Raw genomic sequence first — 14553 nt, 5'->3', positions numbered from 1 at the left:
ACCAGCGGCCGTCGGATCGTGCGCACATAAGGGGCGCCCGGCGGTCGATAGATAGCCTGCAAGCCAGCCCATGCAAATGCCTGCCATCAACATGATTAGGCTGCAGAACGCGCCCCGCCATCACTTTTCATTCCAGCGCATTCCGGTCGTCCAAACGACACCGCAAACGCGCGCCACACTATAAGGAGCGCTTCCATGATTATGGATGCAGCACATAAATATCAGCCATATCCGCAGGTGGAGATCACCGACCGGACATGGCCTTCCAACACAATCACCGAAGCTCCGATCTGGTGTTCCGTCGATCTGCGGGACGGCAATCAGGCGCTCATCGACCCTATGGGGCACGAACGCAAAGCGCGCATGTTCGCGCTGCTGTTGGATATGCAATTCAAGGAAATCGAGATCGGTTTTCCCTCCGCCAGCCAGACAGATTTCGACTTTGCGCGCTGGTGCGTGGAAGAGGGTAACCTCCCGGACGATGTCGATCTGCAGGTGCTGGTACAGTGCCGCAAGGAACTTATCACGCGAACATTTGAGTCACTGGAGGGCGCGAAAACACCAATCGTGCATTTCTACAATTCGACCTCTGAACTGCAGCGTCGCGTTGTGTTCGGGCAGGACCGCGATGGCATTCGCAACATCGCAACCGATGCCGCCAAGCTGATTGTCGATATGGCGTCTGCCACGTCAGGCGGCAAATCGAGCTTCCGCTATCAGTATTCTCCCGAGAGTTTCACCGGTACTGAACTCGAATTCTCGCTGGAAATCTGCAACGCGATTATCGACGTCATAGACCCGTCACCGGACGAAAAGCTGATCCTCAACCTGCCAGCCACGGTGGAAATGTCGACGCCAAACATCCATGCCGACCAAATCGAATGGATGTGCCGTCAGATCGACCGTCGCGACAGTGTCATCATTTCGCTGCACCCGCATAACGACCGTGGCACAGGTATCGCTGCTACCGAACTTGGATTGATGGCTGGTGCCGATCGCGTGGAAGGCACCTTGTTCGGCAATGGCGAGCGCACCGGTAATGTCGACCTTGTGACACTGGCGCTCAACATGATGACGCAAGGTGTCGATCCACAGCTCGATATTTCGGACATCGAGCGCATCAAGGGCGTCTACGAATACAGCAACCAGCTGCGCATCCCGGAGCGACACCCCTATGTTGGCGAGCTGGTCTATACAGCGTTTTCCGGCTCTCACCAGGATGCCATCAACAAGGGCATGAAGGCACTGGAGCAGGCCAATAAGGAAACGTGGGAAGTGCCTTACCTCCCCATCGACCCGCAAGATGTTGGACGCAGCTATGAGGCGATCATCCGCATCAACTCGCAGTCGGGCAAAGGCGGTGTGGCTTACGTGATGGAAGCTGACTACGGCCTGAAATTGCCACGCAACTTACAGGTGGAGATGCGTAACGACGTTCAGCGCATCACCGATGAAGAGGGCAAAGAGCTGCCCTCCTCTGCTATCTATAATCGCTTCATGGAGCGCTATATCGACCAGGCCGACGGCCGTGTGAAGTATATCGACCACGCCACGTTCACCGACAGCGACGGTGCCGGGCGCAATGTCGAGGTGACTGTTACCGTAGATGGCAAAGAAGAAGTGCTGAAAGGCAAAGGCAACGGACCCATCGCCGGTTTCGTCGATGCGCTGAACACACGCTTCGAGGCCACGATGTCTGTGGCCGACTATTCCGAGCATTCACTGCAACAAGGCTCGGACGCCACCGCCATCTGCTACATGGAGATGGAAGACACGCAGGATGGCACACGCTGGTTCGGTGCGGGTATCAACGCAAACATCGTGGCGGCATCGCTCGAGGCGCTTTGCTCCGGCGTAAACCGTAAGTTGGCTGGCGATCTGTAGTGGAGCCGCTACCGACCATCGCAATTGATAATTCCGGCGGGTCCGATTGTCCGCCGGTGGTTTTCCTGCACGGTTTCGGCGGTGCGGCGATGCAATGGCGCGGGTTGCAAACGAGCACCTCTTTCAAAACGGCAACCCTGGCAATTGATCTTCCTGGCCATGGCGAGGCGGTTGATTATGCAGGCGCCGGACCGACAGGACTGGCCGCCAAGGCGGTGCTTGCGACGCTCGAAGCTCATGGCATTTCGACAGCCCATATCGTCGGACATTCTATGGGTGGCGCGGTTGCAAGCCTTGCAGCGTTGATGAAGCCCGAACGATTTGCGTCCCTCACGCTTCTGGCACCCGGTGGATACGGCACCGAATTCAACCATCCACTGCTTATGGAATGGGCCGGTGCGCGCACGGCGGAAGAATTGCGGGCTTTGCTGCCACAGTTTTTTGGACCGACCTATGAAGTTTCCGAGAAGATCGTCGCGTTTCAACACCATCTGCGATCCCGCACCGGTGCAGTTGAAATGCTAACCGCTATCGCAACCGGCATGTCGTCGGACGGTCAGCAGGGCGTGCTTCCTGTTGCTGATATTCTGGCGTTGCCCATGCCGAAGACGGTCCTTTGGGGGACGGCAGATAACGTGCTTCCCGTTTTGCAGTTGGATCAATTCGAGGGTCACGCAACGACACACCTTCTGACTGGTGTTGGTCACTCCCCAGCCGAAGAAGCCACCGATCAGGTAAAGGCCGCGATATTCGCGCAGCTTGCCGCATGACGGATGCGGATTTCATATCTGCGGTGAAAGCGCTCGGCGCGACGCAAATGATTGCGGCTCAAGCGTTCGATGCGTCGGAATATGCCGCCTACGATTCCGCTGATAAAATGCGTGTTCAGCGCTGCATCGCTTCAGGGCTCAACAATTCGGATAGCGCGATGGGGTGCTATTTAGGTGAGATGGACGATGTCTCCCGCCTTAGGCCTTGGTTCTCACGCATCGCGGAACTCAAACACGGTATCGCACAGGCCGAACCGTATGATCCAGAGCCGGCGAATGGACGCTTCGACATTGCAGATTTTGGTCTACCACCGGTCAGCGCGCGTATTCGCGTTGGTCGCAATCTGGATGGCTACCCTCTGCCAGCGCTGATGACTGAAGCAGACAGGTTAGCGCTCGAAGAAGAGGTTGTGTCTGCGGTTACCAAACTGGGTTGGGAAGGTGAGTATCATTCGCTCACGCAGGCCAGGCCAGACACCATCGATGCCGCGCAGCAGCAAAAGCTGATTGATGAACACCTGTTGTTCAAGCCGCTGGATACAGACCCTTACCTTCGGGCAGCCGGTGTATCCGGCAACTGGCCGTCAGGCCGGGGCTGCTGGATTTCAGCACAGCGTGACACCATTATTTGGGTTAACGAAGAAGATCACCTGCGCATCATGATGATCCGTCACAGCACCGCCCTTGGCGCACTATTGGATGATCTGATGACGCGGGTAGCGATGCTGGAAGGTGCGCTTGGTCGGTCGTTTTTGCATGATAATCAGTTCGGCTATCTAACCAGTTGCCCAACGAATTTTGGAACCGCCATGCGAGCTTCTTTGCACATCGCGCTCCCTCATCTGATGGCAACTCCGGATCAGTTGAAGGCTGCCGCAAACGATCTTGGACTGGACCTGCGAGGTGTGAGAGGCGAGCATTCGGATGCAGGCGAAGATGGCACTGTCGACCTATCTCCAGCAGCACGGCTCGGTGTGACAGAACAAACCATCGTCGAGCGCCTTTATCGCGGTGCCGGTACGCTTTGGACAGCAGAGCGCGCGATTAGCCGCTAAGGCGGGCTTCGAGCAAGTGTCGCTGGATCTTTCCGGTCGTTGACCGGGGCAGTTCTGTATCCTCGACGAAGATAAATTTGCGTGGCCATTTGTAAGTGGACAGGTCTGCTTTGCAGAGCGCCGCCAACTCATGTTCGCTGGCAATTCCCACGACGAAGGCCACTGGCACCTCGCCCCATTCTTTATCGACTTTGCGCACAACGATGGCTTGCTCAACATCGGGGTGAGTTAGTAGAACCTGCTCGATTTCAGCTGGATAGATGTTTTCGCCGCCAGATTTGATCATATATTTGACGCGATCGACATATTCGAGCGTGCCATCTTTGTTGCGTCGCATGACATCGCCCATGTGGAACCAGCCACCTCGAAAATCATAAACGTTGGTCTCCTTCGCGTTCCAATAACCGCTGAACAAAGTCGGTCCACGCAGAGCTAGTTCCCCAGCTTCGCCAATTGGAACGTCACGGTCCTCCGCATCGACCAGCCTAATTTCAACGAATGCACTTTGTCGTTTGGGCAGGCGGTCCGGTGCATCGCCTATGGCGACCACACTGCGCGTTGCTGGAGGAAGACCCGTTTCCGTCGCGCCAAAGCTGTTCAGATAGGGTGCGTTAAGTGCGTGTGTTATCTTGGCCAGATCATCGCGAGGAACGAGATCAGCCATAGCACCTATGCAAGTGATGCCCTTCGGCTGGAGTGCTGCTGCAACACACTGCTTTGCAAAGTCTGCAATCATACCCGGCATGACGACGAACCAGCCGATCTTGTATTGTGCCAGAATCTCGATCAACAGGCTGGGCTGATAACCGTCCACCACGAAAACCGTTCCACCGCGCAGCAGAGTTGCCAGGGCATGATCTGTCGAAGCCATGTGGTAGAATGGTGCCCAAGCAACGAAGTTGGCACCCGGTTCCAAGCCGAGATCAGACACAAACGCAGCAGCGCGCGCGACCGTTGCGCGGTGGCTGACCAATGCGCCTTTGGGCAGGCCTGTTGTTCCGCTGGTGTATAAAATAACGAGGCCATCTTCGCCCCTGCCCTCCCGCGAAGCCAACAAGTTCGGCTCCAGATCGCAAAGCTCAGATACGGTCATCACAGGCAACTCGTCAGTCGCCAGTGCGCTGTGGGGCTGTAGCAAACTTGCTTGCAAATCGTGTTGGGTAAGCAGCAACTTGGGTGACACCAGCGAAATGCAATGCGCCAATTCGCGATCACCCAACCGCCAATTCAATGCAGCACAAATGACACCACATCTGGCCGCAGCCAATTCGACCACCACGCAGTCGATGCTGTTACGCGACAACCAAGCCACGCGATCACCATGACGAAGGCCAACTGCGATCATGCATCCAGCAACATTTAGCGCGCGAGCGGCCAGTTCCTGATAGGTCATGCGGGTGATGCCATCGTCTAAAGCGATTGCGTTTGGCGCGTCTGCAACACGGCTTTCAAACAGACCCCAGACTCCGGGCTGGCCTGCGCTGAGGGTCAACAATTGGCTCAAAAAGATTTCACCAGTGCTGTTTTCACGTTTAGCGCTTCCATTTCGAGCCTTACTGATCGTTCATTATTTCTATTAATTTCAGAATATTAAGGAGAATTCATAAAAAATAGAATGAGAAAATTAACCATTTGTTTACTATGCCTCTCGCCACGAAAAATCTGCCTGCTATCCTTTGGCACGCGTGTGTGCGGGACGCTGAGTTCCGCTCAAAGGCACTGTGAAACATAGTATTCAAGGGTTCTACCAATTTCTGGTCGTCCTGCAGGAGGGTTAAATGAAACACTACAGGTCATCTGCGCTGGCGCTTTGCGCGGTCTCCATGTTCACCCTACCCGCACTGGCCCAACAGCTGCCGCCTGCAGATGCCAAACCCGGCGAGTGCTACGCTAAGGTTTTGATACCAGCGAGTTACCGCACAACGCCGGAAGAGGTGATGGTTCAACCTGCTTCATCGTCTTTCAAGAAGACTCCAGCGATCTACCGTGACGTTGAGAAAGAAGTTCTCATTGAAGAGGAAAGCTTTGAACTGGTCGCGGTTCCACCGGTTTACGAGAACGTATCAGAGACCATTTTGGTGCAGCCCGAACAGGTGGTGAAGTCTGTAGTGCCAGCGACCTACCGAACAGAAGAGAAGCGGGTTCTCATCTCTCCTGCCCGTATGGAATGGAAAGTCGGTCGTGGGCCGCACGAGAAACTGGATGCTGCAACCGGCGAAATTATGTGCCGCGTCGAAATTCCAGCCGTTTTCAAAACCTACGAACAGCAGGTCATTGACCAGCCGGCACAGACCCGCGAGGAGGTCGTTCCCGCTCAATACGTCACAGTTCAGCGCAAGAAGATGGTGACGCCTCCGACGACGCAACGACGCGTCATTCCGGCCAAATACAAAACCATAAAGATCAAGGAGCTGGTTGCTCCTGAGAAATTTGAGGTCAATGAGACCCCGGCACGCTTTGCGTCAATTCAGAAACGCACCCTCATCAACTCGGAAAGCGTGCAGTGGCGTCAGATTCTCTGCGAAACCAACACCACTCAGGAAGTCGTAAAGCGCATTCAGAACGCTTTGATCTCCGCTGGCTACAAGCTGGGTTTTGAACCGGACGGCGAGTTGGGGGCCGGTACACAGGCAATCATCCGCAAGTTTCAGGAGGACAATAACCTTCCAACTGGCGGGTTGACGATCTCCACCATCAACAAGCTAGGCGTTAGCCTTTAGCTCAAGATAGCGTAGCGGTGGTTTCGATACGAAAAAGGGGGCGAACCATCAGGTTCACTCCCTTTTTTATTTCATACGCAGATGCGTTATTCTTTGCGCTTAGATCCGCCACGGCTGGTCTTTATAGCACCGCGTGCAGCAGGTTTCTCTGCATCAGTGGGCGATGCCCCGGACGCAAGTGCACCAGACTCGCCCTTCCAGTTTTCCCGCTCAGGGCGACCAGGGAAACCTAGCGCATTACCCAACCAGACAAGTTCGTCATTCGACATTTGGGCCAGCTGATCGAAGTGGTAAATGCCCAGCTTAAACATCTTTTTTTCAATCGCATTGCCAACACCATCAATGAGAGTGAGCTTGTCCGGTGCGCCCCCACGAGCTTCGATAAGCGTTCCCGATGGCTTGGTCCCAATATCGCCAACACCTGCGGTGCCCATGGAAGAGGACACATCGCCGGATGCCACGCGTTTGGAGAAATCGGTCTTCTCACCCTTCGCCAGAAGAACGGCTTGCTGGGTCCATTCCTCACGTTCGATACGGCCAGGAAAAGCGAGCGCTTCGCCCACGGCACGTTGCTCCTTGGCGGACCATTTCGCGATTTGCGAAAACTGCGTGATACCGAGCGCGTTCAAGCGGGCTTCGTTTTGCGGACCAATACCCCGTACCAACTTCAGATTGTCTGACGGTCCTTCTGGTGGCGTTACCGCAACGAATGCCGGAACCGGCTCTGCGTTTGCAACAGGTTCAATGTCGGGAAGTGGAGCCTGCTTTGCAACGGTCGCTTTTTCCGCTGGAGCAATTGGCACCACCGGTTTTGGTGCGGTTGGCTCAAGTTTCTTGCCAACGCGAACCGGTTCGGAAGGCGCAGCAACCTTTGCAGGCTTCGCATCGCGCTCATCAGCTATCTTGGGTTCAGATTGCGTAGATTCGGACCCTGATGTGAACAGCCAGCGTAAGAGGCTGCCAATAACGCAGCCTAATATGAAGGCGATCGCAATCAGAAGAACCGTTTGAATGGAAAGGCTTACCATTGGGATTTGTCTCCTGCTTTTCCGTTCACCGCTCGCCCTTTCTCAATTCAGTGCTCCACCAACCGACAGCTATGCCGATGGCGAAAGCAATCGCGAGATAGACGACATATTGTTCCACCAGATACCACATTGTTGTTCAGTTCCTTCGTTGGGCTTTCGCAAGATGCGCATTCAAGACAGCAGATAACGCGGTCTATTGTGCGGCGGGGAAAACTTCGATTACGATTCTGCGGTTAGCAGCACGACCAGTATCTGTTGCGTTATCTGCAATGGGCTTCGTTTCGCCGAAGCCAGCCGCTTCAAAAGCGTCAACATCAATTCCCTTGCCGGCAATATAGTCGAGAACTGCCTGAGCCCGGGATTGAGACAGCGACAGATTGTAGGCATCGCGGCCAACTGCATCGGTATGACCCGAGATCATGACCCGAGCATCAGAACACTTACTGAAGCCATCCACCAGACTGTCGAGCAACGGATAGGATGACGCTTTGATAAATGCTCGGTTGTTGTCGAAGAGAATCTTTTTGCCACGCAGAATCTGTTGGAAATCAACAGGACAAGCAGCTGACACTTCTTCTGAAGCAGGCTCAGGGGTGTCTTCCTTCGGTGCAGCAATGGGGTTTTCAGGCTTCATGGATACCGGAGCTTCTACTGGTTTCGGTTCGGCTTTTGGAGCGATAGCTGGTGCCGGAATCGGATAGGAAAGACGGTTCGCCAAACGATAACCGTCCGGCAAAGCATCAGACACTCGCTTCCCTATTTCCGATACTTCGGTTTCCGAACCTGCCTTGCCTTCAAGGACGACCCGTTCACCCGTCAAACTAGCAGAGGCGCTATCAACGCGGCCAACCGCATCGATCAGAATTCGAGCTACGCGCCCGAAGCCCGAAGGCGCACCACCAGCGACACGTTGGTTGTTTTCAACCGTGGCTTTCAGTTGAGACGAGGCTGCAGCTGCCAAATCAACAGCGACATCCGATGAAGGCGCAAATCCAGACAGGGTAATGCCCTGCTCTGTCTCAACGATCATCCAGGTGAATGGAGAAATTGCCGGAGGGCGGATATCAATTAGGCCCGTAGAGATGGATTGATTACCGGCCCATTTTCCGGCCTCCAACGTCAAGCTTTCGTACTGATCAACTGATGAAGCCACTCCATCAATAGAGATTTTTCCATCGCTAACGCCGACATTGCCACTGCGCATACCATTCATAGCCTGGACGACGAGATCGACGTTGCTGATGTGGGCGGGGCCTTCGCCACTTGTAAGAAGAGTACGATCAACAATCGACTTATCTGCATTTTCGGAAGCTAGTTGCCCTGCAATGCGCTGCCTGTCCGAAGCAGTTGGAACCAGGCCTGATACAACAATACTCGTCGCTGTTTTGACAGCTTGCCAATTATAGCTGCCGGTTGCGCGCGGTGGGGTTACTATACCGTTCAGTTTCGGGTCGCTGTCGATCCGACGCTTCAGGAACAGAAAATCACCAGAGCTCTTGGCCACACCGGAAATGCGACGGTTGCCATCCTCATAAAACAAGCTGCCGCTGGACAAGCGCGCCAGATCGTTGATCGACCGCTTAGCGATATCGCCAAAATCTGTCGAAGAACTTGCAGCAACGCGCATCTGATCAACAACCGAATTTTCAGGAAAAACCTGCTTTGCCTCACTCACGAGATCGGCGCGAATTGAATTGTCGGGGACAAAACCATCCAAGGTGACATTGCTGTCTTCCAAAATTGCTGACCATTGGAATGAGTTCACTGCCGGAGGCGATATGTCGTTCTCCTGCAACTCAAGACCGGCAGGTAGCGGCTTGGCGATGGTTGCTTGGATCTCGTCATAGGCATCAAGATTTGACGCTACACCATTAAAAGACAGCTTTTGGTTCGACAAAGTAACTATACCCGATGACATCTTTTCCAAGAGACCAAAGGCAAATTCACGCGCTTCGGGCCGTTGGTCAGGCGCCCCCGATGCCAATTGCATATTGTCAATGACGGAACCTTCGAACGCTTCACCAGCCTGTTGGAGCACACCTTCACGAACTGCGTTGCTAGAGACATCGCCAGAAAGTGTGGTGCCGCTCACATCACGTTTAGCGCTCCAGATATGCGGCGACTGAGATGGCGGAGTAATCTCCATCCTCGACAAAGCAAGACCTTCCGGCAGGTTGTCCCGTAGAGCGCTTGTTATCTCTGCATAACCGTCACGCGACATCGCGACGCCAACAACTCCAAGAGTTCCATTGTCGAGAGCGACCTCGGCCGACGCAAGATGGCGCAACTGCTGGATTGTGAAATCTCGATGCGACTTGTCATTTTCTGGTGCCCCCGAACCAAACTGCATACCGTCGACAATCTGAGCTTGGGGCAAAGCAGCCGCAACATCAGATAAGATGGAAGTCCGCTCTGTGTTATTTGCAACATATCCGCTGACATCGGCAAGTTGGCCGTTGTAGCGCAAGCCCCAGCTCCAGTTTGACTGAACCGGAGCGACAACATCATTTGTCGCCAATCTATAAGGCTTAGGCGGAGCGGAAGTATCTTTGGATACCGCATCCAGATATGTTTGCGAATTAAGTGCTACGCCCGATACGGAAATGTTCTCGCCTTCAATTGTGACCGATCCCGATTCAAGCTGCGATAAACGTCCCGCAGCGTAGGTCATGGCTTCGTCATAAGATTGAGGATTGCCCTGCGCGAGCTGGCTAGTATCGGAAATCATCAACTGCGGCCTAAGCTCAGCAAGACGGTTGCTCAAGACTGATCTTGATTGCTGATCCGGCACGAAGCCTGAAATTTTAACAGCGTTGTCAGCAACCGTGGCCTGCCAAACATAGGGTTCAACGAGCGGTGGCGTTATATTCAGCTCACCAATGCTGGTACCGGATGTATCCGTCGATTGAGGAAGAGCAAGGATGCTGTCGTACCCCTCGCGGTCAATTGCAATTCCGGTAATGGATAACTCTGATCCGGACAGCGTGACTTCGCCTGACGATAGTTTCTGCAATTGTGTGAAGGCAAAAGCCACGAGTTGTTCGAGGCCATCCGGCGCTCCCCGCGCTAGGGTGGTTTGGTCATCCAGTTCGACATCAGCAAAGCTTGTTTTTGCTAAGGACAATATCGCCGAACGGCTCGTCTCGTTTGGCGCGAAACCGCCAATTGTTATCTTACCGTCAGCTTTCTTCCCAGTGAAAATATAGGGATCTTGGAGAGCTATAAGAGCAGTATCATCTGAAACAACACGTATATCGTAGGTTCCTGCCACCAAATCGCGGGCACGATCACGGTCAGCTTCTGTAGGCGCTAAACCCGAAATAAATGCATCGCGACCATCTAGGGTGACGTTTGCCCAGGATAACTGTTTTTCAGCAAGCAAAGTTTCGGCGCCTGCCAACAAATCAGCCTCTATACGATCGGCCTCGAAGCGCACTGCTAGAAACGACAGAACGGCTATCGTTATCAGGCCAGGGACGATCCATTTTGTCCATTTCACCATGAGCGTCATCCATCTCCACATTACGGGAAGGCGAATGAACAGTACGAACATGATGCGATAGTCGCTCCGCCGACCCGCTTAATTGGTCGAGGTTATATCCATACGGTTAGAGCCGTCCGTCTTGCGGCATATTTGAGGCATGCGAACCGCATGACAAGGGGCAACCTCAATTAGCTAACGACTATGGCATTGATAATGAAAACAAAAAACAAAAGGCCCGGTGGTAAACCACCGGGCCTCTCGATTTCAAATCAGTGTTAGCTGATTAGAAGGAGCGACGGAAACGGACGCGGAATTCGTCAGATTCGAGATCAGGGCCAACGCCTGGATCTGTTTCGTCGTGGTGGTACTCAGCGTGCATGTTGAGACCTGGTGCAACGTTCCAGAGCAGACCAACAGCATAACGCTCACGGTCAGTGTTGGTTGTACCGGTAGCTTCGTCACCGTAGCTGTAGCCAACTGCGAGTGCGAGAGTATCGGTCACCTGATAAGAAGCACCAACGCCGTAGAAGTTTTCAAAGGCGGTGAACTCGTTATCGTCGGACTGACCTTCGTACCAAGCCCAGATGTCAAGACCATCAACAGGTGTGACAAGAGCGTTGATGCCGTAGCCGGTTTCTTCAGCAGAAGAATCGTATGCGACGCTTGCTTTGAGCGAGAAGATGCTCGCAGCGTAAGAAACGCTCAGGTATGGGTCGATCGAACGACCGGAGTCAGATGCAACACGAGCGAATGCGGGTGCGGGAGTAGCAGCACCTGTAGCCGCATTGAAAGTAGCAACCTGATTCGTGCTGTCCGTGGACACACCAACAGTAGCGGACAGGCCGTTAGCTGCGTATGTGTACTGGCCGTAGAAATCGCGCTGGAAGTTATCATCATCAACGATGGTGAAGACTTTACGGTGACCGGAAACACCAAAGATGTGACCGCGATAACCCATGGAGAAGTTGCCGAGTTCGATATAAACGTCGCGCAGAGCAGCATCGCCAGTTGTGGAGTTGTTGCCACCTTCGCTTTCAAGGCGAATGTAGGAGCGCAGTGTGCCGTAATCGGTTTCGTTACGAGCGTCGAAGTTCACACGACCGGTGTAAGAAGCTTCACCAGTAGAAGAACGACCACCGTTACGTGTGGTGTATTCGTACTGCACGTCGACGTAACCGCCGATGCTCAGGCAAGTTTCGGTGCCTGGGATGTAGAAGAAGCCAGCGCCGTACATGTCGCAAACGCGGACGTAATCAACGGGCTCTGGCTCAGCAACGACAGCATCAGCGGCGCGTGCGCCAGTGAATGCGATCATGGCAGCAGCAGAACCCAGAAGGAGGGTTTTGAGTTTCATGGTATGATCTCCAGTAAGAACCATTTGAGTAAGGGCGGTGCCCAAGATGGGGTGGACATCGTTACGCCCGTTCCCTGAGTGCAACCTAGACGGACGCGCCGGGATGGCAATCGTCCAAAGCGCTGTTTGGGGGGCTGTAGGGATGTTCCCAAAACCGTTGTTGCACGAAAGCCACGATTTTCTCTGTGAGCGGGCTTCAGATGCTTAACACAATATGAAGATAAACGGAATCGCAGCAGGTTTGCGGGCGAATCTAATGAAAGTGCTGACAGAATCGCTCGAATTGATGCGAATCTGCGGTGCGAGATGTGAAACCGGGTTTGTCGGTCAACACTGCAACGCGGTTCCTAGCCATCTTCCGGTAGCAAGGTGAACTTTATCTCGTCACTGGAGCGGGTGAGGTTGATATTGGGCTGGTCCGGCAAGCAGCCGGGATAGGTAAGACCGACGTAAAAGCGCGCCGGCCCGGGTTTTGCCAGCGATGGTGCGATAAACGCCACCTCCACATTACCTTTCACGCCGGTCGCACGAATGGCTTTGCCGTCATCGAGCCGCTGATGGTGCGGCTGGCCGTTGGTGTTGACCACGGTTCCCACCAGATCGAAGGGGCGACCGCATGTTTCACCAAACGGCGTGCGGTTTAGGCGATAGACAGCAACGCAAGGCCCGCCGATGCGGCAACCTGCTTTTACATAGCTGCCGTTCAGGTCCCAATCGACAATTCTACGGTCGGAGCGGATATCATCGATGCGGCGGGTGTTGGATTGAACCTTCTGGCCCAGTTCGGTGAAGTTACGGGCATTGTCCGATCGGGAACGCGCCCCCAAATCCAGCAGTGCGTCGATCTTGCGGTCGAATGTATCGAAGCGGTCGCTGACCTGATCTTCCAGAACACCGACGCCACTCAAATCGTGCAAGGCACCCTTTACCGCTGGATGATCTGACTGAAACAGCAGGAAGCCCACCACCAGCGCTGCGGACCACCACCATTTGCGGGCGAGTTCTGCCCATTCCAAAAGTGTTTTCCGCAAAGGCGGGTTCGCCCCTGCATGTTCAGCGTTCGTCATAAGCTGCCCTCATCGCACCGAGCCGAGGCCCATATAGAAGCGAGGATAGCAGGCGGGTCGGCAGCGGGGATTGATTGGCTGGCGCTAAAGTGCTGCGGCCAACTCACTCTCTGATATTAAAGTGAGATCAAGGGCAGGAAGGGATTCGAACCACCATCGCGAAGCGGTGAAACAAAAATGGAGAGGGTTCGAACGTCGCTCGGGGCACTTCGGCACCCAAGTCAGATTCCGTATCTGCAAGAGACTGGCGGGCAGGAAGGGATTCGAACCCTCGAGACGCTTCCACGCCTACACCCTTAGCAGGGGTGCGCCTTCAACCACTCGGCCACCTGCCCGCGCCGTGGGTAGGCCAAAAGATTCATACGATCAAGGCACGAATGACATGCTGCTCTATATAGAGTGCAATTCGCTGCATTTTGGCTGTCCTGAACGACAGTCGCGGCCACACTGCCCTAAGACGGAGCCTGATAATGACAATCGAAGCTGTGCTTTTCGACAAAGACGGAACGCTGATCGATTTCGATGCGACCTTCGAACCTGCAACATCGCTCGTGCTGGAAGATTTGGCGACGCCGAACATGCCATTGGCCGATCTTGCAGCTTCCGTGGGCTTCGATTTGAAGGCCCGGCGCATTCTGCCCGGTTCGGTTCTCGTTGCCGGGTCGCTTTACGATATCGTCGATCACATCGCGGAGGTCGTGGACGTTCCGGACCGCGAAGCGTTTTTCCAGCGCATCGACCGTCTCTATAGAAACGCCAGCCTCAAAACGCTGACCCCCTTCCCCGCGACCGAGCAGGTTCTGATTGGGTTGGCGCAGCGGGGCATGAAGCTTGGGGTTGCAACAAATGACACCCATGCGGGTGCGCTCGGGCATCTCAATGCACTGGGCTGGGCGCAGTATTTCGATTTCATCGTTGGTTGCGACAGCGGCTACGGCGCAAAACCGGAAGCGGGCATGGTCACCGCGTTCTGCGACGCGATGGCTGTCAGCGCCTCAAATACGGTAATGGTGGGTGACAGCGCACACGATTGTTCAGCCGGCCATGCAGCGGGGGCGATCACGGTTGCAATCGCGCAGCCTAAAGATACGGCAGCATGGCCCGCAAAGCCGGACCGTATCATCGCCTCTATAGAAGAGTTGCCCGCCGTTCTTCGCGAGATGACGCTTTAATAGAGAGTGGCCGCTTGCC

At 54.5% G+C, this 14553-nt stretch carries 10 protein-coding genes and 1 tRNA gene; 5 read left to right on the top strand and 6 right to left on the bottom strand.

Annotated features, from left to right (window positions below; all coding sequences use genetic code 11):
• Nucleotides 1–195: 195 nt before the first annotated feature.
• Genes leuA through R2A130_RS11820 form a run of 3 tightly spaced genes read left to right on the top strand, consistent with a single transcriptional unit; the run spans nucleotide 196 to nucleotide 3709 of the window.
• Nucleotides 196–1884, top strand: coding sequence for a 2-isopropylmalate synthase (leuA, locus tag R2A130_RS11830; protein WP_009758297.1), 1689 nt, complete (start codon nucleotides 196–198; stop codon nucleotides 1882–1884).
• Nucleotides 1884–2654, top strand: coding sequence for an alpha/beta fold hydrolase (locus R2A130_RS11825; protein ID WP_009758296.1), 771 nt, complete (start codon nucleotides 1884–1886; stop codon nucleotides 2652–2654). The genes leuA and R2A130_RS11825 overlap by 1 nt, the downstream gene beginning before the upstream one ends.
• Complete coding sequence (locus R2A130_RS11820; protein ID WP_009758295.1) at nucleotides 2651–3709, top strand: arginine kinase; 1059 nt, start codon at nucleotides 2651–2653, stop codon at nucleotides 3707–3709. Before R2A130_RS11825 ends, R2A130_RS11820 begins: the two co-directional genes overlap by 4 nt.
• On the opposite strand, the gene R2A130_RS11815 is transcribed toward R2A130_RS11820, so the two are convergent.
• Nucleotides 3699–5213 (bottom strand): class I adenylate-forming enzyme family protein, encoded by a 1515-nt coding sequence (locus tag R2A130_RS11815; protein ID WP_211098043.1) that lies wholly within the window; start codon nucleotides 5211–5213, stop codon nucleotides 3699–3701. The two genes, R2A130_RS11820 and R2A130_RS11815, sit on opposite strands and share 11 nt — an antisense overlap.
• Before the next feature lie 274 nt (nucleotides 5214–5487).
• On the opposite strand from R2A130_RS11815, the gene R2A130_RS11810 reads away from it, so the two are divergent.
• A complete protein-coding gene (locus R2A130_RS11810) occupies nucleotides 5488–6429 on the top strand; it encodes a peptidoglycan-binding protein (RefSeq protein WP_009758293.1) in 942 nt (313 codons plus the stop codon).
• 86 nt (nucleotides 6430–6515) lie between these two features.
• Here the strand turns inward: R2A130_RS11810 and R2A130_RS17650 are convergent, their stop codons facing one another.
• The 5 genes from R2A130_RS17650 to R2A130_RS11785 all read right to left on the bottom strand — a co-directional run bounded on the left by R2A130_RS17650 (nucleotide 6516) and on the right by R2A130_RS11785 (nucleotide 13697).
• On the bottom strand, nucleotides 6516–7457 hold the full coding sequence (locus R2A130_RS17650) for a TolA family protein (RefSeq protein ID WP_009758292.1): 942 nt from the start codon (nucleotides 7455–7457) through the stop codon (nucleotides 6516–6518).
• Between the two features lie 193 nt (nucleotides 7458–7650).
• The gene (locus tag R2A130_RS11800; protein ID WP_083804289.1) at nucleotides 7651–11010 is read right to left on the bottom strand and encodes an OmpA family protein; all 3360 of its coding nucleotides are present in this window, start codon (nucleotides 11008–11010) and stop codon (nucleotides 7651–7653) included.
• A gap of 214 nt (nucleotides 11011–11224) precedes the next feature.
• Entirely contained in the window at nucleotides 11225–12295 is a 1071-nt protein-coding gene (locus tag R2A130_RS17645) for a porin (RefSeq protein ID WP_009758290.1), read from the bottom strand.
• Nucleotides 12296–12642: 347 nt separating this feature from the next.
• Nucleotides 12643–13362 (bottom strand): hypothetical protein, encoded by a 720-nt coding sequence (locus R2A130_RS11790; RefSeq protein ID WP_009758289.1) that lies wholly within the window; start codon nucleotides 13360–13362, stop codon nucleotides 12643–12645.
• Nucleotides 13363–13607: 245 nt separating this feature from the next.
• Nucleotides 13608–13697, bottom strand: a tRNA-Ser gene (locus R2A130_RS11785).
• 135 nt (nucleotides 13698–13832) lie between these two features.
• Between R2A130_RS11785 and R2A130_RS11780 the strand changes: the two genes are divergently transcribed.
• Entirely contained in the window at nucleotides 13833–14534 is a 702-nt protein-coding gene (locus R2A130_RS11780; protein ID WP_009758288.1) for an HAD family hydrolase, read from the top strand.
• The last annotated feature ends 19 nt before the right edge of the window (nucleotides 14535–14553 follow it).

Source organism: Ahrensia sp. R2A130 (assembly GCF_000179775.1).
Lineage (GTDB): Bacteria > Pseudomonadota > Alphaproteobacteria > Rhizobiales > Rhizobiaceae > Pseudahrensia.
The sequence above is the reverse complement of the archived record's forward strand: the minus strand, read 5'-3'. Positions and strand labels throughout refer to the sequence as shown.